The sequence below is a fragment of the Nocardia sp. NPDC051463 genome (assembly GCF_040681975.1).
GTDB lineage: Bacteria > Actinomycetota > Actinomycetes > Mycobacteriales > Mycobacteriaceae > Nocardia.
Map to the genome: position 1 here is coordinate 19,532 of NZ_JBFBAB010000040.1, position 20,505 is coordinate 40,036.

A 20,505-nucleotide genomic window follows, 5' to 3' on the forward strand; every position below is an offset into this window, starting at 1 on the left:
AGAAGTTTGGCCTACTCCTCACAGCTTTGCCGAAGGTGCCATGCCCAGCCTTGGGGAGACTGGCGGGTCAGCCGGTAACCGTGCGAACCCTGCTGGAGTCGCGGATGACGAGCTCGGGCTCGAGGACTGCGTGCAGTGGATCGTCGTCGCTGCGGACGCCGGCGATGGGGTCCGGCACGGCGATCTCGGCCATGTCGTCGACCGGCTGCCGCACGGAGGTGAGCCCGCTCACCTGGGCGATAAGCGTGTCGTCGAAACCCGAGATCAAGATGTCGCGGGGCACGGACAGGCCCTGCGCCGTGAACTCCTGAAGTGCGCCCAGGGCGATGAGATCGTTCGCGCAGATCACACCGTTCACTTCCGGCCAGAGGCGCCGTACCTTGTGGGCAGCCTCGCGGCCCCACTCGACAGTGAAATCTCCAACCAGGATGCGTCCTGTCGCGGCGGGATCCTTGTCGGGCGCGATCTGCAGAAATGCCTCCTGGCGTTCCCATGAGGTGGCGACGGTGGGATCGGAGCCGAGGAACGCCAGGTGGATGCGGTTCTGGGCCACCATATGATCGACCAGTAGTTCAATCGCCGCACGTTGATCCATGCGCACGTACGCCTTCTGCTCATCGACGACGCGGTCGATTTGGATGACCGGAACTGTCTGCGACGCCATGTCGATCGTTGCTTTGCTCAGAAATCGGTGGCTCGCCGAGATCAACAGCGCATCGATCCGCTTGTCGAGCAGAAGTCGAACACTTTCGGCCTCGAGGTCGGCGCTGTTCTGCGAGTCGACCAGGAGAAGACCGAAGCCGGCGCCACGCGACCGTTCCTCGACAGCCTGCACGAGCGACGGGAAGAACGGATTGGTGATGTCGGGGACGACGAGGCCGAGAGTTCCGGTCTCCTGCCGTCTGAGGGACCGGCCGACAGCATCCGGGCGGTAACCGAGCAGCAGCGCGGCCTCCTTCACGCGCGCGGCCACATCGGGGTTCACGCGACGGGCGCCCGTCAGGGCTCGCGACACGGACGACGTGGACAGGCCAGCGACCCGCGCCACGTCGTGGATCGTCACCCTGCGTTGCGGCGTCATGACACTACCTTTCTGTCGCCCGGGCATTGTCACGAGCGCTTGGCTAATACTACTGTTCCGAAGCACATGGGGAAACGTTTGCCCAGTGCAACGAGGCTACGAAATCGAGGCTACGAAGGAGCCACCGTGGAACCCGAACGTCGCTCTCTTGCGGGCACGGTCGTCGCAGTTACCACCAGCCAGTTCCGGAATCAGCCGCGCCCCGCGACGACTGTCTCGCGGGCCGCTGTGGTCCGCGGCGGAAGCCGGTTGAGCGGATGGCTGCTCGGCAATATCTTGGCGACCATTCGGCGTGGTCGTGCAGGATGGGAAAGAAAGATATGAGCGGCGATATCCGCTGGCTGGAGCGCGACTCGACGAGAGTGGGAATAGCCGCTGACACTGGGGCACTGGTGGCGTACATCGACATCGGCTCAGGGTGGAGCGTAGTCGGACGGGAGTCGCTCGGTGCCTCGTTCCGCCTGCTCCTACCGCTCGAAGGACGACGGAACAACTCCGTGTTCGGCGTCCACCAACGACCGCCGTCGATCGAGGCGGATGGATCATCGATCGAACTGCGCTGGAACGGCGTGCGGTCGCAGTTCGGCGGAGAGCATGACATCCGGATCGTGCAGCGATACCGTCTTGATGGCCGTCGGCTCACGGTCGAGACAAACGTCGACAACAGGTCGGACCTGATCGTCGAGAACGTCTACTCGCCCTATATCGGTGACCTCCGGCCCGCGCCGGGTGACACCCGGCTCGAATCGATCGGTCATGACTACGGCGCCGGGAGCCTGCAGCCGCTGTGGCCCACCTATGAGAACAACGTCGGCTATTTCGGAGTCGATGTGCCGACTCAGCTGCCGGAAGGCAACTACGGAACGCCGGCCGCGCCGTACCGACTCATCCAAGGAGATACTCACGGTCTGTACCTGGGTGTGGCGAACAGCAGCACCGAACTCGTCGCCTGGCATTCCGAGCTGTGGCCCGGCTACGGTGACTCGCTCGAGGCGACGGTACCCGAAACCGACGAGATCGACGGTCATCCCGTGGCGATCACCTACGCGGCAGTGCATCTGCCATTCATCCGTCCGGGAGAATCGCGCGAGCTGACACCGCTGTGCCTGGAGGTCTACGACGGCGACTGGCACGTGGGAGTCGATATCTACAGGAAATGGCGAGACACCTGGTTCCGGCGTGCGTCCCCGCCCGAATGGGCGGGGGAGCCGCACTCCTGGCTGCAGATTCAGATCAATTCACCCGAGGACGAACTACGCCTGCCGTTCGAACGGCTCGCCGAGCTGGGGCGTGAATGCGCCGCAGCCGGTGTGGCTGCGATTCAGCTCGTGGGGTGGAACGACGGCGGCCAGGATCGCAACAACCCGTCGCATCAACCGGAGCCTCGGCTCGGTGGTTTCGATGCCCTCGCGGCCGCGATCGCCGAGGTCCAGGCGCTCGGTGTAAAGGTCATCCTGTTCGCCAAGTTCAATTGGGCAGACCGGTCGACGACCGCATTCCGTGAACACTTCATCGACCACGCCGTCAAGGATCCGTACGGCGACTATTACATGCACCCCGGATACAGATACCAGACGGTCACGCAGCTACTCGATATCAGCACGCGACGCCTGGTTCCGATGTGCTTCCTCTACGAGGCCTATCTCGAGGAGTGCGCGCGACAATTCCAGATCATCGTCGACCTGGGCGCTGACGGAATGCTTTTCGACGAGTGCCAGCATCACTCGCCGACACTGCTTTGCTTCGATGAAGAGCATGGTCATCGCTATGGTGCGCCGACATACGCGAACGATCGTGAGCTGATTCATCGCCTCGACACCCAGGCGCCAGAGGGTTTCCTCTATGCGGGCGAAGGGATCTACGACTGGGAGTTCGATGCGTACGCGGTCTCCTATCACCGCAGCCAAGACCGGCACCATCTTCCGCTACACCGCTACGCCCAGCCGTACGGGCAGTTCATGACCGCTGTCACAGGCTTCGACGACCGCAACATGATCGCTCAGTGCCTGCTGTACCGCTACATCGTGAGCTATGAGCCGTTCAACTTCAAAGGGCGGCTGCCCGACTTCCCGAGCACCGTGGCGTACGGCGGTCGGATGGATGCATTGCGTCGGGAAACGCGGGCCTGGATGTGGGACGGCCGCTTCACCGACACCGTCGGAGCGAGTGTCACCGACGCGAACGGGCGAGCGCACCACCCGTACACGGTGTTCGAGGCCCAGGACGGCAGCCGCGCGGTTGCTGTCGCGAACTACGACCGCAGCCCAACTTCTGTCACTGTCCGCGTCGAAGGGCATGACGGGTTGCTGTTCGCCAAGGCGGTCGATGCAGACGAGTGGCTCGAACTCAGCGGTGGAGGGTTGAATCTCGGTCCTCGCTCCGCCGTGGTTGTTCTGCCGCGGATGCCGTAACGATCGGCGCGAACCTGCTATGACCAGACTCGTCCCAAGAGCAGTTGAAGTGAGAACCCGATGAACACCAAAAACGGCGCACTTCAAACGAGGCACCGAGCCGACAAGCCGCTATCGAAGCAGTTCAAATGAATCCGTGCAGGCTTCACCATCTCATTCCAACGGCTCTTCCCAGGCCGGGAGCACGGCCCATGAAGCAGATCAAACGAGACAGGACAACCGGCTCCCCGGCACTGCGTCGAGTGATCGAACCCGCACTGCGGACCTATAGCAAAGCTCGAATGGCGACCAAACCCGGCGGACTGCGAACAAGTTTCGGGCCGGAGAACGTGCCGCAATGGCCTCCCGACGACATCTTCGATCATCACCTCAGCCACCTCACCGGACTACCGCCCAGCGCCATCCGACGATATGCCGCCGCGCGGCTGATTCAACTCGGTTTCGGCGGCTCACTCGGCGCTGCGGCCCAATACCTCGGAATCCCCGTCCAGACCGCCCCAACGGCCACAGCGTCTTCGCTGCCAGTCACGACATCAAACGCTGGACCGACAACCTCGACAACCCCGACGAACTCGACACCGCGATCGCCGGCATCGCCGAGCACCTCGACAACCTCGACAACCTCGACGAAAGAACCAACCATAGGAACCGGCGCCTCGCACTCGCGGAATGGTCCATCCCCGCCGACCAATGGCGTGACCTCATCAACCACCTCGCTCCCCGCGCCAAAGTGATGCACGGCGACTTCAGTCGCCTATTCGCATCCACCATCGTCTGGAGCAAAGCGACATCCAGCGAACGCCGATACGCACCAGCACAGACCTGCCAACCAACCGGGCTCGGCCTCCAGGAGAAACCCTTCACTCTCAACGCCATGGCAGTCCGACTTGCAACCCAGGTCGACGCTGCGACCCCCAGCTATAGATGGCGGCTGGGAGACGGTCGAACAGCGGGTTCTCCCGAATTCCCAGGCATAGTCGGCGGGAGTCCCCAGCTCTTCCCACAGACCACGGACTGCGTTGGGCGTCACGCGTTCAACGGAACTCGTGCACGACCTTGATCGGTCCGACGATATGAGAGTTGAACTCGTCCAACTCCTCGGCCGGAACCCACAGCTCCAAGATTGTCCGGCCTCCGACTTGTTGGACGGGATAGCGCGATAGGAAGTCCGACTCGACCTCGAAACGAGTGACGAAGCCCGCCCCGTCGTTCTCGACTTTCCAGTCTCTCGCGATCTTGATCGCGTAGTCCTCGTTGAGCACGGGATAGAAGATCGGCTGCTCCGGCAGCCGGGGCGGCCAAGCGCGCCACTCCAGCGCACGAACGAGCTCCAACTCCTTCGGGCCAGTCGGGCGCCACAGAGTTGTCGTCACGATGTCAGTGGTCATGAACATGGACCGCCTTCTGGAGAGATGATCTGCCGAAATACCGGCCAGAACGGCGGACAATAACTGGTGCAGCGAGCCCGGCCAACCAGTTTCCAGTGAGGCCCGAACGCCGCTCCGCAGCCAGGCTGGCCAGAACGATGGACACCGGCCGCCAACAACACCTGGGAACCGCCATCTATAGCTGGGGGTCGCAGACGCGCAAACAGGAGACACCCGGGTGGTGACAGATAGCGTGATTGTGACAGATAAGCTGGTCAGCCACCTGTGCTCGGCCCAGCTGAGATTCGTCATCACGATGTCAGTTGGCGACCTCGGGCTTCGCAGTGGAACTGCCATAGGCATGGCGGGCGCGCCCAGCTTCCGGTCGTCCCAGCTGAGGTTCTGCGTACGTTTTCGACTCACATGCTCGCGCTTCAAATCCGGTGCTTGACCAGGTCTTTACTGAAGTTTCGTGACGAAATCTACTGACACGAATGACGAATCCCCAGACCCGTCTTGACCACACCGGCGCTATCGTGGAGGTACCCGTTGGGGGAGGAACACGATGGTATCGGTGACGCTGTACCACTATTCGTTCAATTTCCGCTATGCCCTGAACGACCGGCAGATGGCGGGTTTCGACCCGGGCAGGGCATTCGTCGAGATCTATGCCGTCGACACGCCCGAAGGCAGGGACGAGCGCGGGTGGACCTGTCTCGACCGGAGGACTGCGACGCGGAGTATCCGGGTCGAGGCCACCGACGGGGAATCCGCCGCGTGGGCCCGGGCCCAGACCGCCGCGCTGGATGCACTGTGGACCGCCGAACAGCAGCTCGTCCACGATCTCGGCATGCGGATCGAGGGCGGTTTCTCACCCGGACTGCGGCGTGGTTCCGGCTGGTCGGCGGCCCGCCGCCGCAGCCGGACCGCGTCACGGCAGGCATTCGACGGACTCGAACAGCGGCTGGACGACATCGCCGAGCGCTATCGCCTCGTCCGCGAGCAGATCGAGCCCCGCGTGCACGAGGCCGACGCACGCGCACAGGAAGAACAGGCACGACTCTGGAAAGCCCAGCGCGAGCGGGAAAAACGCGATGACCGCTTCACCGAGCTGGCGGCCCAGACCCGATGGAGCTACCGCGTCACCGAATCCGACCGAACCGTCCACGCCTTCCGTGCCGACGACTCGACCCTGACCACCGGCGAACTGATCGACGAGCTCCAGCGCCCCACGCACCACCTCACCGGCTACACCGTGCACTGGGCCGCCGCCGATCGCGCCGAGATCGAGCACGTCAGCGGCGCGGATTTCACAACCTGGTGGGCCGTAGTAGCTCCCGGCCACTGGAACGATTCCCGGCGCATCCCGTCCCGCCCGCCGACCCGTTCCGGCCCATACATCGGCGGCCACTCCAGCTACGGCGGCGGAACTTCCTGCGGTGGCGGCTTCTCCTCCTGCGGTGGCGGCTTCTGACGCGACGGCGTGCAGCTGGCGCACACGATGATCCACCTTGCACCCCAACCGATTCCGGTACCGGCACGATTGGAACATCACACCAGGTCGGCGTGGGCCGTTTCCGCTGGCTCTAGTGACATCCTCGTGACAAGACATTCCCGCGACAAGTCTCACCAGCTCGACCGGACGAACTATTCGCCGTCTGCCCAGGTCAGAATGGTCAGTAGTGCCAGCAAGGTAGTCTCGGTTCATGGAGAGGAACCAGTCCGAGCTGGAGGCACTGCGGGATGCTCTCGCGGCTGGCGAGGACAGCGGGCCGTCCACCGAGTTCGATGTCGGACGCCGCATCGACGAGTTCGTCGCGCAGGCAACCGACACAAATCTCATCAGCAATTTCCGGGCGGGTCGGCTGATTCGCAGCTGCGAACCAGCCGACGTGTCCGAGCTGCCGTGATCGCTCCTTCAGATGTGGTCGAACTAAGGTCCCGGTAGCACTGACGAATTTTCGGTCGGATATAGCTGCGACTTGCGGTGATGTCGAGGTGTAGGTCTTGGTTCGTGGGCTGGTGATCGTTGCCGCTACGTTCTGATCCGGTTTGTACGGGTCGAACGTTGGGGTGGTTGGTGTCTGCTCGTCCAGCGCGGGGTATACCCCCAGCGGAAGACCCGGCAGGTCCACCTCCAGCGCCGTGGCCAGGGCAGGTGATCCGATAACGCTGCCGCGGGAGCGGGGTTTGTGACGGATCTTGTGAGCCATCAACACATTTCAGAGGCACACCCGCGCTGTTCTGCCAGTAGTGAACACCGGCCCGGCCGGGCTCGACGATCACTACAGTCCAGCCGCATGACGACGGTTACAACGCGCACGGTCGAGTACCCGGCCGACGGCCTGACGATGATCGGGCACCTCGCGCTCCCGGCCGGTGTCGACCGCCGGCCCGCGGTCCTGGTCGGACCAGAGGGCATGGGGCTCAGCGACGTCGAGCGCCGCCGGGCCGATTCTCTCGCCGAGCTGGGATACGTAGCGCTGGCCTTCGACGTCCACGGCGGGCGCTATTTGGGCGACCCCGAGGAGATGCTGGCCCGTTGCATGCCGCTACTCGCCGACCCCGACCGGATGCGGGGCATCGGCCACGCGGCGCTCGACGTGTTGCGAGCCGAACCGCGGACCGACCCCGACTGGATCGCCGCCGTCGGCTACGGCACCGGGGGCGCAATCGTGCTGGAACTCGGACGCGACGGCGTCGACCTGCGCGCGATCGGGACAGTCAACGCACTGACCACGGGCCGACCGGGCGAGGCGGCGCGCATTCGCTGCCCGGTGTGGGCCGGGGTCGGGTCGGAAGACCCGATCATGCCGCCCGCGCAACGGGACGCGTTCACCGCCGAGATGCAGGCCGCGGGCGTCGACTGGCGCCTCGTGGTCTACGGCGGCGCCTTGCACGCCTTCCACCACCCGCCGGTCGACCACCCCGCGGTCCCTGGCGTCGGCTACCACCCACGGCACGCGCAGCGAGCCTGGCGCGACGTCGTCGACCTACTCGCCGAGTGCCTGCCCGTAACGGAGTGACCTGGTCGGCAATCGCGATTTCGGGCCGCGAACCAGGCCGGTCGAGGGGCACCGGCTCCGGTTTGTGGGACATCACCGCAGCTCAGAGAGACTGTGACGAAGGTGCTCTGCGAGGGCGTCACGACCGGTCACACCGCCCCGACAGATCACGACCGCGCAGCCCGACATCACGCCATCGCTCCCAGGCTGCCGGATCCAGCCACTTCACCGACGCTCCCCGCTTCGCCATCGGGAACTCCACCTCAGCGAATACGTCCGCCACTTCGGCGTGGCGTTTGGCTGCCCACGCATGCGTGGCTTTGCGGTCGTAACGGATGTTGAGCCGGTGGTAGCCGGTCAGCCAGGAGATCGTCTTTCCATCACCCACCGGTGCCTGCCGAGGCGGTCGCTGGGCTCGATGCCTGTGCGGGCGATCCGAACGGCGATGCCCGGTGGCCACCCATTCGCGCAGCTCGGAGCGGTCGTATGCCTTGTCGGCGTGCAGCTTTGCCGGTTTGCGCCGATGTGGTCCGCGGCGCGACCGCACCCGCCGGAATCGCTTTGACGAGCGGGCGTAACGCTTCGGCGTCGTTGGTGTTGGCGGCCGAAATCCCTACCGACAGAGGGATTCCCGCCCGATCGGAGAGCACGTGGCGCGGCGGGCGGTAGAGCGTGACGAGGCTGCGGTGGCGAACTGGGTGAAAGCTACATCGCCGCAGGTAACCACGCGGCGGATCTCGATCGCCGCGCTGGCCTGCTACAAGCCCGGTCCCGGCTGATCTACCAGCCCTACCGGCATGATCGAACCCGTTCAGCGCGAGAAAGTTTCGGTTGGACCGACTACCGCGACCTGCTCGCCGACGCCCACCAGCAGCTACCCGGCGGGAAGATCATGCTGATCTGGGACAACCTCAAGGTGGCCACGAGGTGCTGGTGCGCCGTGAGGCGCCAGGAATCGAAGGAGGTGAGAGACCTTCTCGCCGGGCTGTCGCAGCAGCCCGGTAGGAGCGAAGCGCAGTCCGACCCGGGAGACGCCGGGGAGGGCGGGAAGCAGCGCTGCTGTAGCCGGTACGGTTCGGAACTGCGAGACGGGCCGGGTCCGGCGAGCGAGATCGGACCGCATACTACAGGTACCAGTGGCAAAGCTTGGTAAGCGAGGCACCGGCTCAAACCTGGCGGATATGAGCCGGGATGCAGTGCACGGCAACCTGATTCAGGTTGTCGACTCCGAAGCCGGTTAAGCGTCCGGTGGGGCGGCCACGATGAAGAACTGCGGCGTAGTCGTGGCGATGCTGCCGTGGGATATCGCCCGGCGCGCGGGCGCCGGGCGATACACGCCCTCGCGAAGATCACGACGCAACTCACGCAATATGCGTTCCATGCCGTACTTTTCGACCGCGACCCGGCTTTGACGAGGCTGCAATGTTCGCTTCACGCTGTGGCCAGCGCGCTTGCTCCCTCCACAGAGGCTCTCGACACCCCACTCGGCCCGACACCACTCGACGACGAACCGGGGCCCGCTCCCCGGCGCTCCGGTGCCTATCGGGACGGGGCTTCCACCTGCAAGTCTGCTCCAGCATTCAGGACGTAACATTCGGCAAGCCTGGTACCGTGTGCGACACGGATCTACGGGCCAAGACGTTTCTGACCGGGGTGATCCATTCCCAACTTGCCGTGCGGGGGCTGCTTTTCGGCGGCGCGGATGACAGGATGGAGCGATATCGCAAGTCGTAAGTAATTTCTGCCGATTGCTGCCTGAGGAGGGGACATGGTCACGTCGGGTGATCTTCCGGGCCTGGATCTACCGCACATCGACGCGCACTCCGAATTGGGCGGCCTCGGCGCCGTCGAGCTACACCACCCCACCCAGGACATCGACGGTGACGGCCTGCTCGACAGCGTGACCACCACAGGCGACCAAGCCATGCAGGTGTGGACCGACATCGACCACGACGGCTACGCCGACCACGTCAAGGTGGTGGAAAAGGACGGCGACTACGCCGCCTGGGAATTCCACCACCGCCCAGACGGGACATCGGAGTGGGTGCGGACCGACCGGGGGCACTTGGGCAATTGAGCTGAGCCGGTCGGCTCATCGCACCTTGTGGTGTGAGAGAGATCCGCCGGAGCTTTTGCCTGTCTCGGCTCTGCTAACTCGTTGTGTTCGCGGTGATTCCGACCGGGTGCGTCGACCAGCCTCGGCCGGGTTGTCCCTGGAGTCCAACGCGGAGTAGGTTCCACCGCATAACGTCCGACCAGTATCCCGGACTCGGTGGAACCTTGCTCGGGCCGGCCGCGTCGAAGGAAGTAGGGTGAGCACCTGCTTCCAAAAGCTGCTGCTCAACCGGCTTTCGGCATGGGCAGCCGCCCTGGTGATATTTCACGCGCCGCAGGCTGTGGATAACCGCAGACGTGTGGACGACATCCACTCGCTCCCGTAGGGCCACGTCACCCGTAGTGCCCGCGCGGTCGGAGACCATGGAGCGGTGAAGATGTTGGAGTCCTAGCGATGGAGATCGGATCGCGGGGGTCAGGTCCGGCGAGCACCGAAAGCAGCAGCGCCACATCGGAAACCGAACGTTGCGCCGACCAGTCGAACTTGGGACCTACACGCCCGATCGGATTCGCAAATCGATTGGCCGACAATGGTATTGCGCAATCGATGGGGTCTGTCGGCGATTCCTACGACAACGCGTTGATGGAGAACTTCTTCTCCTCCCTGAAGACCGAACTGGTCTACTGGCGCGCGTGGCACACCCGCGACGAGGCCGAGAACGCGCTGTTCGCCTACATCGACGGCTGGTACAACTCAGGGCGAAGCGGTGCTGCGACCACATACCGAGTCTCCTGGAGCGAGTCGAGCGCCCCTCGAGGAACCGCCGCGCCGCTGAACCACTGCTGTGCAACCCCAGCGGTCCCTATGGACTTTGCCTCGCACAGCCCAGGTTTTCGTGGCGGCACTGACAGTGGGCGACTCGGGCACGGGTATCAGCATCGGTGGCTGCGGCCTGTTGCCCAGGTTGCTGGTTTGTGCGCTCAGGGTCTGGTGTGGCGAGAATTCGGTCCCACCGTCGACGGGGCCGAGGTGGAGGACTGCATCGCGTTGGGCTTCGCGGGCGGTGGCGCGTGCTGATTCTCGGGCGTACGAGAGGAGGCACAGGTGGAAGACGCGGTCGGCTTCGGTGTCTGCGACGAGGTTGCCCTCGTTTGCGCAGTCCACGATGACCTGCGCGAGCTCGCGCAGCACGGGCAGATCCTCGGCTGGGATATGGCGCGGGACCAGTCGCACCACAGGCGGCTCGATCAGCAGTCGCAGCTCGGTGATCTCGTCGAGGTCCGACTCCCCGATCTCGGTGATCCGGAAGCCCTTGTCGGGTACGACGTCGACGAGGCCCTCCTTGACGAGGTCGAGCATGGCTTCGCGCACGGGAGTTCCTCGAGGTATGTCGTCACGTGGCACCAAGTTCTGGGTCCCCCGAACGGCGTGGCCGGGCAGATGTCCGGCCACGCCGAGAGCAACCAACGACAGCAATTCCTCGCTTCATCTGAGGGCCTCGCCGGTGGATTTCGAGGTGACCTGGGCCAGAAGTTCCAAGGCTATGGGGGCGCAGAGGGTCTGCTTTGCCAGCGGTCGCAGATCCTCCACGGTGAGGGGTCGGTCCTCGGCGGCAGCGGCCAGCTTGGCTGTGGCGAACCCGCACACGTGCCCCTGGCACCAGCCCATTCCGGGCCGTGCCATCAGTTTGACAGTCCGTACGTCGGTGGCGCCGAGCTCGTCGCGGGCCCGACAGACGCTGTCGAAGCTGACCTCCTCGCACCGGCAGATCGTAGTGTCCGGGGTGAGCCACTCGTGCCAGCGCGCTGGGATCGGGTGCGCCTGGTGCATGGCGGCGGCGAAGGCACGGAGGCGCTGAATACGCGCACGCAGCCGACGAATACGCAGAGCATGGACCTCGAGCGTGTCGGCCGCGGCGATCCCGGCCAGTTCACCCTCGGCTACTGCAAGCAGCGCCCCGCCGACTCCGGTTGCCTCACCGGCGACGTACACCCCTGGCGTGGTGCTGCGCTGCGAGTTGTCGACGACGGCGACGAGAGACTGGTCGACGTCGATCCTGGTTTGGGCGCCCACCGCGGTGATGAGCTCCATCGAAGGGGTGAAGCCCCAGCCCAGGGCAACCAGGTCAACGTTGAAGGTCGTCGTGGGGCCGACAACCCGCCCCGCGGCATCAAGCTGGGCCAGTTGGACCGCCTTGGTGCCGGTGGGATCGGCATCGATGCTAGTCACCGCGGTACGAGTCCGGTACGGGATCCGGTGGCGGGCCAGCGCCAGGGCGTACTCCGCACCCTCGGCGACCTTGGCAGGAACGGCGGCCACGGCGCGGGCGTGGCGCGCCCACCCGGTCAGGGCATTGGCCTCGCACACGGCCACGACTGTCGCTCCGGCATCGGCGAGCTGCTTGGCGACCGGAAGGAGGAAGGGGCCCGTTCCCGCGACGACAGCGCGCTGGCCGGCGAGAGTGCGGTGTCCCTTCAGCAGGGCTTGTACGCCGCCGGCAGCCATGACTCCGGGCAGGTCCCAACCGGGGACGGGCAGCTGGCGATCGTACCCACCTGGACAGAGAATCAGCCTGGCGGCGACGACGAGCCTGGGCGTCGCCGCAGCGGTGTCGACGCGCACGATCGTCGGAGTCAGGTGGAGGGTCCAGCCCCCTTCCCGGTCGTCGGCGTCGGCAGGTGCCGTGGACTCCACGAACCACACCTGAGCATGGGGAAGGTGAACCACCGCGCCCAGCTGCCGGTGCCGGCGCAGCTTCTCGCGAAGCTCGGTGAACAGCTTCCAGTCGTGATGGCCTTCCGCCTCCGGCCCACGTGGGGCGCGCTCGTCCGGATGACGCCAGTATTGGCCGCCGATCTGGGCACCAGCGTCCACCAGTACGACGGTCTTGCCCTGGTCGGCCGCAGCTGCGGCGGCCGCCAGGCCGGCTGGGCCGGCACCGACGACGGCTACGTCGAACACTCCGACCGTTTGTCCAGCAGGGGTCGGGTTGGTGCTCATCGCTTGGTCCCTCCGTCGTGGGGATCGTCAGTTGCCGCATAGACCGGCGCGGCGGTCGTGCTCAGCTGCATGCCTTCGCAGACGGGGACGATGCAAGCGCGCTGGTTGGGTACGCCGTCGACGGTGATCAGGCAGTCGTAGCAGATTCCGATGCCACAGAAGAGGCCTCGGGGGCGGCCGTTCTTCCGGGTGGTGCGCCAGGACTGGATCCCGGCGTCGATGAGTGCCGAACCCACGGTCTGGCCGGGGTGGGCAAGGAGCTCCTGGCCGTTGAGGGTGAGGTGTACGACGGACGTGCCGCCGTCCTCGACTGTCCGCGGACCGGCCTCGGTTTTCGGATGTCTGGTCATGTGTGGTCACCAGCCGAGAAGCGAGCGGGGGCGAAGGGGGAGAGGTCCAGGTCGGGCGACTCGCCGGCCATCGCCTGAGCCAACAGCTTCGCGGTGCCGACCGACAGCCCTATGCCGGCGCCCTCGTGCCCGGTCGCGTGCCACATCCCGGTGAGGCGAGAGTCGTGGCCGATCACGGGCAGATGGTCGGGGCAGTACGGCCGGAACCCCATGTAGGTGCGCATGATGCGGACACGGGCCAGCGAGGGGAACAACGCCAGTGCCTTGGCTGCGATCTCGCGCAGAGCCGGCAACGACACGGTGCGGTCGAACCCGACCCGCTCCCGCGAGGACCCGATCAGGATGGTCCCGGCCTGCGTTCCCTCGATCACGGTAGAGGTCTGCAGGCCTTCGTCGGAGGAGTGCGTCGAGGCGACGTACTCGCCGGCATACACTTTGCGGTTGATCGTGGGCGGCAGCGGCGCGGTCACGAGCACGAAGCCACGCCGGGGAAAGACGGGTACGTCGACCCCAGCCATCGCTGCGATCTCGCTCGCCCAGGTGCCGGCGGCGTTGACCACGTGGTCGCAGGCGATCGTTCCTCGACTCGTGCGGACGGCTTTGATCCGCCGTTCGCCACCCAGGTCACGGTGTTCGATCCCGGTGACTTCGATACCTGTGGAGATGACAGCCCCCATGCCTCGTGCCAGCCGCAGCAGATGGGCCGTGAGAAGCATGGGTTGCACTTGGGCGTCTTGCGGGTAGTACGCGGCTGCCGCCAGGCCGATGCGGATGTTCGGCTCGTACTGGCGGATGTCGGCTGCGTCGACGTCCACGGTTTCGATGCCTGCCCGGCGCTGACGGGCGCCGAGTTCCCGTAGCGCGTCAGCGCCCTCGGGGCTCGACGCGACGACGAAGCCGCCCTTGGACTCGAACTCCCATAGCTGACCGAACTCGGCCAGGTCGTTGTGCCACACCGAGTTCGAGTACAGAGCCAGGTCCAGCTCGTGGCCTGCCTCCTTGTCCGACACCAGCAGGTTGCCCTCACACGCGCTACTGGTCCCCGACGCAACCTGACCCTGCTCGAGCACCTGCACGCGGAAGCCTTCCCGGGCCAGGAAGTACGCGCAGGCCGCGCCGACCGCTCCCGCGCCGATTACCACGACTTCTGCGCCCTTGGGCAGGTGATCGCTCATGCCACCCTCCCGGGAGGCCCCGGAAAATGCGGTCACAGGAGGAACCCTGCAGGGAATGGGTCGGTGGGATCGAGCATGTACTGCGCGGTGCCGGTGACCCATGCCCGTCCGGTGATGGTGGGTACGACGGCACGGATCGTTTCGCCGTCCTCGGTGCCCGCAAGCTCGACCTCCTCGACGAGCCGGCCGACGAACGTGGACCCGATGAACGACTCGTTGACGAAGTCGGTGTGGAGGTCGAGCTCGCCTCGCGCGTGCAGCTGTGCCATCCGGGCACTGGTGCCGGTGCCGCAGGGCGACCGGTCGAACCAACCGGGGTAGATCGCCATGGCATGCCGGGAGTGCTGGGCGGTGGCACCCGGCGCCTTGAGGTACACGTGGTGGCACCCGTTGATGTCCGAGCGCTCAGGGTGCACGGGCCTGGCCTGCTCGTTGATCGCGTCCATGATGGCCAGCCCTGCGTCGATCAGCCGCTGCTTCGCTGCCCTGTCGAACGGCAGCTCGAGGTCGTCGAGGTCGACGATCGCGTAGAAGTTGCCCCCGAACGCGATGTCGTAGCGGACGTCGCCGTACCCCTCGACCTTGACGACCTGGTCCAGAGCGAGGCTGAACGACGGCACGTTCGTGATAGTGACCGACTCCGCGTGCCCGTCTCGTACGGCGACCTCGGCGACGACGAGACCGGCCGGGGTGTCGAGGCGGATCGTGGTCACCGGCTCGACGACGGGGACCATCCCGGTCTCGACCAGCACCGTCGCCGTACCGATGGTGCCGTGGCCACACATCGGAAGGAGCCCCGAGACCTCGATGAAGAGCACGCCGTAGTCGGCATCAGGCCGGGTAGGGGGCTGGAGGATCGATCCGGACATGGAGGCGTGGCCGCGCGGCTCGAACATCAACAGCGTGCGCAGTTCGTCGTTGTAGTCGATGAACCATTGGCGGCGCTGCGCCATCGTGGCGCCCGGGAAGACTCCGACGCCGCCGGTGATGACGCGCGTGGGCATGCCCTCGGTGTGTGAGTCGACAGCGTGAATTATGTGTGTTGTCCTCATGTTGCCCTTTCTCGGATGCTCCGGCTGTGCGGATCAAGTCAGCTTTCCGTCAACTCTGCGCGGCACGTCGGCGTCGTCGCGCAGCTCGCTCGGAAGCAGGAAGTCCGGGAATCCTTGATACGCCACCGGCCTGGTGAACCGATCGATGGCGGCGGTGCCGACCGAGGTGGTCCCGGCGGCGGTGGTTGCCGGGTAAGGGCCTCCGTGCTGCTGGGCGTAGGTCACCGAGACGCCCGTGGGCCACTCGTTCCACAGCAGTCGGCCGGCCTTCGAGGCCAGGATGGTCGTCAATTGCCCGACGATCCGGTCGTCCTCGTTCGCCACCAGGGTCGCGGTGAGCTGTCCCTCCAGCTGCTCGGCGACCTCGACCAGCTGCTGCTCGTCGGCGTACTCGACGATCAGGACGGTCGGGCCGAAACACTCGGCCAGCAGCGCTTCCGGGTCGGCCAACAGGTCCTGCACCGAGGTGGACAGGACCGTCGGAGCAGGCGGGTCGTTGAGCGGATCCTCCCCCTCGGCGACCACGGTGACAGCGGGATGTCGGCGCAGCTGCTGCTGCCCACTCAGGTAGCCGGCCGTGATCTTGTCGTTGAGCAGCGGCGCGGCCGACGGCAGCGCGCCGGCGCGCAACGATGCCAACAAGTGGGAGTCGCCGGGTGCGAGGACTACGCCCGGCTTGGTGCAGAACTGGCCCGCGCTCAGCGTGAAGGACCCGACCAGCCCGGCGGCGATGTCCACGCCGCGCTCGGCATCCGCGGAGGCAGTGACGAACACCGGGTTCACCGACCCGAGCTCGCCGTAGAACGGGATCGGCTCCGGGCGCGAGGATGCCAGGTCGAACAGCGCTCGCCCGCCAGGGATGGAGCCGGTGAACGCCGCAGCCCTCACCTGCGGGTGCGTCAGCACGAGTACCCCGGCCTCTTGGCCGTAGACGATCTGCAGGAGCCCGCTCGCTGCGCCGAGCTCGTTGAACGCCTCGGTCAGCACCTGCGCCGTCGCGGCGGAGAGCTCGACATGGCCTGGATGTGCCTTCACGATCACGGAGCATCCGGCAGCGAGGGCAGAGGCGGTGTCGCCGCCGGCCACGGAGAACGCGAAGGGGAAGTTGGAGGCGGCGAATACCACCACCGGGCCGTAGGGGACGCGGGTACGCCGCAGGTCCGGACGCGACCCCATCGGCCAGTTCGGGTCCGCGTGGTCCACGCGCGCGTCCAGGTAGCCGCCCTCGTTCACCGTCTCGGCAAACAGCCTCAGCTGGAACGTCGTACGCGCCAGCTCGCCGCGGAGCCGTTGCTCGGTGAGGTGCGTCTCCCGGATGGCCAGCGGGACCAGCATGTCGGCGGCACCATCGAGCCGGTCCGCAACGGCCCGCAGCACTGCGGCGCGCTCGGTGCGGGTTCGGCTGAACCACTGCGTCGCGGCCCGTTGCGCGCCTAGGACGATTTGGTCGATGCGGTCGGTGCTGGTGTCATACATCTTTCCTCCAACGTGGACAGAGATTTTGGTGCGTCACGCGCGTTGCCGGTAGCGGTCGTAGGCGTGCTGCGCCACGACCAGGTCCTCCCAGGCCATGCCCACTCCGGAGAAGACCGCCGGGCGACCGGGCGACGGGGTGAAGCGGCCGGTCACCAGTTCGGCCAGGTTGGCCGGCCGGCGTCCTCGCTCGGCGTCCGCGACCCACTCGGTCGCCGGTCGGGCAAGGAGCAGGTTGCCCGACTCACGCATCGCCGCGGCGCGGCTCTCCACCACGACGTCGGCGTTGAGCACCAGCTCTGCGGGGAGTTCGCGCTTGTCGGGGCCGTGTACGCCGATCGCGCAGACGACGGCATCGGCGGGTACGTCGCCGGCGTCGAAGAGGGGAGTGCGGGAGGACGTGGCACAGACGATGAGGTCCGCCCGCGACAGGTCCCGCGCGGCGTCGGCGGGTCGGACAGGAGCGCCGAGAGCGGCCGACCGTGCGACGAGCGGGTCTACCCCCTCAGGGCGGCGTCCCACCACGGCGATGTCGTCGGGGTGCAGGACGGCGTTGAGGTACGCGATGTGGCGCTCAGCCTGCGGGCCGGTGCCGAAGACCACCACCCGCTGTGCGCGAACCGCGGATTCAGGGTCGACGCCGCGGTGGGCGGCGATGAGGTGTTGCGCGGCCATCACCGTGGTGGCCGGGGTGCGGACCAGTGTCAGCTCCGCAGCGTCGAGAACCGCCAGTGGCGCGTGGTGCTCGGTTTCGAACAAGACGTAGACGCCTTGGACGTTCGGGTGTCCGTCCTCGGGGTTGCCCGGCGCGAGGGTGAGGACCTTGACCCCCGACGCGCCGCCCGTAGCGCTGGGCATCATCAGGAACTCGGCGCCCGGCCCGGCGGGAGCAAAGAGCCTCGGGGTGTCCTGTTCGGGATCGACGCGCCCTGACACGAGAGCCTCGGTGAGGACACGGACCGCACTGGGTCCGTCGACGAGGTCCGCGATGGCAACTGCACTGAGGTGGGCGGGTGCCACCATGATCTCTTCCTCTCCGAGGCTCTCGCCCCTCATCAGCAACACGGGATCGTTCGACTGTGATCCCGGGCTGCTCGCCGAGGGCGTGTCTCTCAATGCCGGTCGGCTACTCCATGGCATGAGATCGACAGACACGCCCAGCTGACGATCAGCGGTATCCCTTGGCCAGAGCGGCCTCGGTGTCGCGGCGTATTACCTCGGCCTGCTCGGCGGTCAATGGGCTGCGCGGCGGGCGGCACTGACCGCCCTTGCGGCCGGCGATGTCCATCGACAGCTTGATCGCCTGGACGAACTCGGTCTTCGAGTCCCACCGCAGCAGGGAGTGCAGGTCGCGGTAGAGGGGCATGGCCACCTTCAGGTCCTCGACGTTGCCGGAGGTTGCCAGCTGGTACAGCTTGGCCGTGGCCTCGGGAATCGCGTTGGGGTAGCCCGCGATCCAGCCAACCGCGCCGGCCAGGCCGAATTCGACCACGACGTCGTCGGAGCCGATGAGGATGTCCAGATCCGGCGCCAGCTCCCGGATCTCGTATACGCGCCGAACGTCGCCGGAGAACTCCTTGACCGCCTTGATCAGACCCTCCGAGTGGAGTTCGGCCAGCAGGTCCGGGGTCAGGTCGACCTTGGTGTCGTAAGGGTTGTTGTACGCCACGATCGGAAGCCCGACCTTGGCGGCCTCGCGATAGTGGTCGAGCACCGACTGACGGTCCGCACGGTAGATGTTCGGCGGAAGCATCAGCACCGACTGGGCACCGACCTCGGCCGCCTGCTCGATCCAGCGGACGGTCTCCTTCGATCCATACGCCGCCACGCCGGGCATCACGCCGAACCCTTCGGGTGAGGCCTGCACCGCCACCTCGACCACGCGGGCGCGCTCTTCGGGGGTCAGCGTCTGGTACTCGCCCAGCGAGCCGGACGGGCACACGCCGTCGGTGCTGTTGGCGGCCAGCCATGCGACGTGCCTGGCGTAGCCGTCGTAGTCGACGCTGAGGTCGTCGTTGAACGGGAGTGCGGTCGCGGTGTATAGGCCGCGCCAGGGGTTCTCTTTCGAGATGGTCATGTTGTGAAGTCTCCTGGATCAAGGTTTCGCACGAATAGAATGTGATATTGCACTGCGATTCGCAAGAGGCTTGGTCGGTTGGCCTCAGGGTCGCCGGCTTCAGTCTGCCTCCCGCGAGAACTTTATGCAATGTGCTATTGCACTAGCTGAATTCGGTCTCTACGCTAGGCCTCGGTTCCGGCAGAGTCACACCGCAGTGGCTTAGCGCGGATCTGACGCCTGAGGCGTTGACCAGGAGTGGAGATACACATGATTCGTAAGACGCTGATCGGCGCCACGGCGGCAGTCGCTCTGACCTTGACCCTGTCTGCCTGTGGCGGGGGCGGTCTGGCCGCGGGCGGCGGAGGTGACGGCGGAAAGGGCGACATCCGGCTGGGCATGGCAGCGCCGCTGAGTGGCAGCAGCGCCGCGATCGGGCCGTACATGAAGAACGGCGCGCAGCTCGCGATCGACGAGATCAACGACTCCGGTGGTGTGCTCGGCCGCAAGCTCGAGCTCGTCGCCGAGGACGATGCGTGTGACCCGAGGACAGCAGCGTCGGCGGCCGCCAAGCTCGTCACGGAGGGCGTGACCGTGTCGGTCGGCGGCTACTGCTCGTCGGCGACCCTACCGACGCTCTCGATCTTCAACAAGGCCGACGTCCCGATGATCATCCCGGCCGCGAACTCCAACGACCTGGTCAAGAGCAAGCTGTCGAATGTCTTCCTGCTCAACGGCACCGGTGCCCAGCAGGCCCAAGCGGCGGTCGATTTCATCAAGTCCTCCGGCGCCAAGGCCGTCGCGCTGGCAGACGACAACACGTCGTACTCCAAGGACATCAGCACCCGCACCGGGGACAAACTCGGCGCAGTAGGTTCGGTCAAGGTCGTGGACCACGAGTCGGTGACCGCTGGCGAGTCGGACTACTCCGCTGCGGTGACCTCGATCCTCAACGCGAAGCCGGACTTCGTGTACTGGACCGGCTACTACCAAGAGGGCGGGCTACTCATCAAGCAGCTTCGCGCGGCGGGTTACACCGGCAAGATCATGGTCGCGGACGGATCCGTCGACGAGCAGATGATCTCCATCGCCGGTGCCGCAAACGCCCAGGGCGTGTTGGCGACCATGACGCAGACGCCGCAAACGATTGCTGGTGGCGAGAAGTGGATCGCCGACTACAAGGCCGCCTTCAATGCCGACCCCGGGCCCTACTCGACACAGTCGTACGACGCCGTGCGCGTGGCGGCCGAGGCGATCAAGAACGCCAACTCGACCAAGGGCAGCGACATCATCGCCGCGCTGGAGAAGATCGACGGATTCCCGATCTTCAGTGGCAAGCTCGAGTTCACCCCGGAGCACACCCTCAGCGAGGGCGGCTTCGGCATCCTCGTGGTCCAGGGCAACACCTTCGCGCTCAACAAGTGACCCTCGGCTCGTGGGCGCCAATGGCCCCGCCGGCTCCCGGCATTTAGGAGTGCC

The 20,505-nt window shown here is 66.0% G+C and carries 20 protein-coding genes and 2 pseudogenes; 8 read left to right on the forward strand and 14 right to left on the reverse strand.

Translation table 11 applies throughout. From position 1 onward, the window contains the following. Positions 1 to 67 precede the first annotated feature (67 nt). Positions 68 to 1,081: a LacI family DNA-binding transcriptional regulator gene (locus AB0M74_RS32430; protein WP_366530121.1), complete on the reverse strand. Its 1,014-nt coding sequence runs from the start codon at positions 1,079 to 1,081 to the stop codon at positions 68 to 70. 305 nt (positions 1,082 to 1,386) lie between these two features. On the opposite strand from AB0M74_RS32430, the gene AB0M74_RS32435 reads away from it, so the two are divergent. Beyond that, a complete protein-coding gene (locus AB0M74_RS32435) occupies positions 1,387 to 3,492 on the forward strand; it encodes a DUF6259 domain-containing protein (protein WP_366530122.1) in 2,106 nt (701 codons plus the stop codon). A 430-nt stretch (positions 3,493 to 3,922) separates the two neighbouring features. Here the strand turns inward: AB0M74_RS32435 and AB0M74_RS32440 are convergent, their stop codons facing one another. Both AB0M74_RS32440 and AB0M74_RS32445 read right to left on the reverse strand, forming a co-directional pair. Further along, entirely contained in the window at positions 3,923 to 4,135 is a 213-nt protein-coding gene (locus AB0M74_RS32440; protein ID WP_366530123.1) for a hypothetical protein, read from the reverse strand. Between the two features lie 391 nt (positions 4,136 to 4,526). Next, positions 4,527 to 4,880 carry an ADP-ribosylation/crystallin J1 gene (locus AB0M74_RS32445; protein WP_366530124.1) on the reverse strand — a complete coding sequence of 118 codons (354 nt, stop codon included), beginning with the start codon at positions 4,878 to 4,880 and terminating at the stop codon, positions 4,527 to 4,529. 553 nt (positions 4,881 to 5,433) lie between these two features. Between AB0M74_RS32445 and AB0M74_RS32450 the strand changes: the two genes are divergently transcribed. From AB0M74_RS32450 to AB0M74_RS32460, 3 genes are all read left to right on the forward strand, one after another. After that, on the forward strand, positions 5,434 to 6,333 hold the full coding sequence (locus AB0M74_RS32450; protein ID WP_366530125.1) for a hypothetical protein: 900 nt from the start codon (positions 5,434 to 5,436) through the stop codon (positions 6,331 to 6,333). A 232-nt stretch (positions 6,334 to 6,565) separates the two neighbouring features. Continuing rightward, positions 6,566 to 6,769: a type II toxin-antitoxin system ParD family antitoxin gene (locus tag AB0M74_RS32455; protein ID WP_366530126.1), complete on the forward strand. Its 204-nt coding sequence runs from the start codon at positions 6,566 to 6,568 to the stop codon at positions 6,767 to 6,769. Positions 6,770 to 7,159: 390 nt separating this feature from the next. Beyond that, entirely contained in the window at positions 7,160 to 7,885 is a 726-nt protein-coding gene (locus AB0M74_RS32460) for a dienelactone hydrolase family protein (protein ID WP_366530127.1), read from the forward strand. A 118-nt stretch (positions 7,886 to 8,003) separates the two neighbouring features. Here the strand turns inward: AB0M74_RS32460 and AB0M74_RS32465 are convergent, their stop codons facing one another. After that, a complete protein-coding gene (locus tag AB0M74_RS32465; RefSeq protein ID WP_366530128.1) occupies positions 8,004 to 8,252 on the reverse strand; it encodes a hypothetical protein in 249 nt (82 codons plus the stop codon). Continuing rightward, positions 8,237 to 8,517, reverse strand: a pseudogene (locus tag AB0M74_RS32470) (transposase); the annotation flags it as partial. The pseudogene AB0M74_RS32470 and the gene AB0M74_RS32465, both read right to left, overlap by 16 nt. Between AB0M74_RS32470 and AB0M74_RS32475 the strand changes: the two are divergent. Beyond that, positions 8,515 to 8,643: a hypothetical protein gene (locus AB0M74_RS32475; protein ID WP_366530129.1), complete on the forward strand. Its 129-nt coding sequence runs from the start codon at positions 8,515 to 8,517 to the stop codon at positions 8,641 to 8,643. The pseudogene AB0M74_RS32470 and the gene AB0M74_RS32475 sit on opposite strands and share 3 nt — an antisense overlap. A gap of 458 nt (positions 8,644 to 9,101) precedes the next feature. On the opposite strand, the gene AB0M74_RS32480 is transcribed toward AB0M74_RS32475, so the two are convergent. Continuing rightward, positions 9,102 to 9,299, reverse strand: coding sequence for a hypothetical protein (locus AB0M74_RS32480; RefSeq protein WP_366530130.1), 198 nt, complete (start codon positions 9,297 to 9,299; stop codon positions 9,102 to 9,104). Between the two features lie 333 nt (positions 9,300 to 9,632). Between AB0M74_RS32480 and AB0M74_RS32485 the strand changes: the two genes are divergently transcribed. Beyond that, complete coding sequence (locus AB0M74_RS32485; RefSeq protein ID WP_366530131.1) at positions 9,633 to 9,941, forward strand: DUF6802 family protein; 309 nt, start codon at positions 9,633 to 9,635, stop codon at positions 9,939 to 9,941. A 606-nt stretch (positions 9,942 to 10,547) separates the two neighbouring features. Beyond that, positions 10,548 to 10,673, forward strand: a pseudogene (locus AB0M74_RS32490) (IS3 family transposase); the annotation flags it as partial. Here AB0M74_RS32490 and AB0M74_RS32495 read toward each other — a convergent pair. From AB0M74_RS32495 to AB0M74_RS32530, 8 genes are all read right to left on the reverse strand, one after another. After that, the gene (locus AB0M74_RS32495) at positions 10,674 to 11,291 is read right to left on the reverse strand and encodes a GntR family transcriptional regulator (RefSeq protein ID WP_366530132.1); all 618 of its coding nucleotides are present in this window, start codon (positions 11,289 to 11,291) and stop codon (positions 10,674 to 10,676) included. Positions 11,292 to 11,405: 114 nt separating this feature from the next. Then, positions 11,406 to 12,920: an FAD-dependent oxidoreductase gene (locus AB0M74_RS32500; RefSeq protein ID WP_366530133.1), complete on the reverse strand. Its 1,515-nt coding sequence runs from the start codon at positions 12,918 to 12,920 to the stop codon at positions 11,406 to 11,408. Continuing rightward, positions 12,917 to 13,270 (reverse strand): (2Fe-2S)-binding protein, encoded by a 354-nt coding sequence (locus AB0M74_RS32505; protein ID WP_366530134.1) that lies wholly within the window; start codon positions 13,268 to 13,270, stop codon positions 12,917 to 12,919. Before AB0M74_RS32505 ends, AB0M74_RS32500 begins: the two co-directional genes overlap by 4 nt. Further along, positions 13,267 to 14,445, reverse strand: coding sequence for an FAD-binding oxidoreductase (locus tag AB0M74_RS32510; RefSeq protein WP_366530135.1), 1,179 nt, complete (start codon positions 14,443 to 14,445; stop codon positions 13,267 to 13,269). Before AB0M74_RS32510 ends, AB0M74_RS32505 begins: the two co-directional genes overlap by 4 nt. Positions 14,446 to 14,477: 32 nt before the next feature. Continuing rightward, positions 14,478 to 15,497 carry a proline racemase family protein gene (locus AB0M74_RS32515; protein WP_366530136.1) on the reverse strand — a complete coding sequence of 340 codons (1,020 nt, stop codon included), beginning with the start codon at positions 15,495 to 15,497 and terminating at the stop codon, positions 14,478 to 14,480. A gap of 33 nt (positions 15,498 to 15,530) precedes the next feature. Further along, on the reverse strand, positions 15,531 to 16,973 hold the full coding sequence (locus tag AB0M74_RS32520; RefSeq protein ID WP_366530137.1) for an aldehyde dehydrogenase (NADP(+)): 1,443 nt from the start codon (positions 16,971 to 16,973) through the stop codon (positions 15,531 to 15,533). 33 nt (positions 16,974 to 17,006) lie between these two features. Beyond that, the gene (locus AB0M74_RS32525; RefSeq protein ID WP_366530138.1) at positions 17,007 to 18,026 is read right to left on the reverse strand and encodes an ornithine cyclodeaminase family protein; all 1,020 of its coding nucleotides are present in this window, start codon (positions 18,024 to 18,026) and stop codon (positions 17,007 to 17,009) included. Between the two features lie 112 nt (positions 18,027 to 18,138). Beyond that, positions 18,139 to 19,047: a dihydrodipicolinate synthase family protein gene (locus AB0M74_RS32530; RefSeq protein ID WP_366530139.1), complete on the reverse strand. Its 909-nt coding sequence runs from the start codon at positions 19,045 to 19,047 to the stop codon at positions 18,139 to 18,141. Between the two features lie 249 nt (positions 19,048 to 19,296). Here AB0M74_RS32530 and AB0M74_RS32535 point away from each other — a divergent pair, with 249 nt between their 5' ends. Then, complete coding sequence (locus AB0M74_RS32535) at positions 19,297 to 20,451, forward strand: branched-chain amino acid ABC transporter substrate-binding protein (protein ID WP_366530140.1); 1,155 nt, start codon at positions 19,297 to 19,299, stop codon at positions 20,449 to 20,451. Positions 20,452 to 20,505 lie beyond the last annotated feature (54 nt).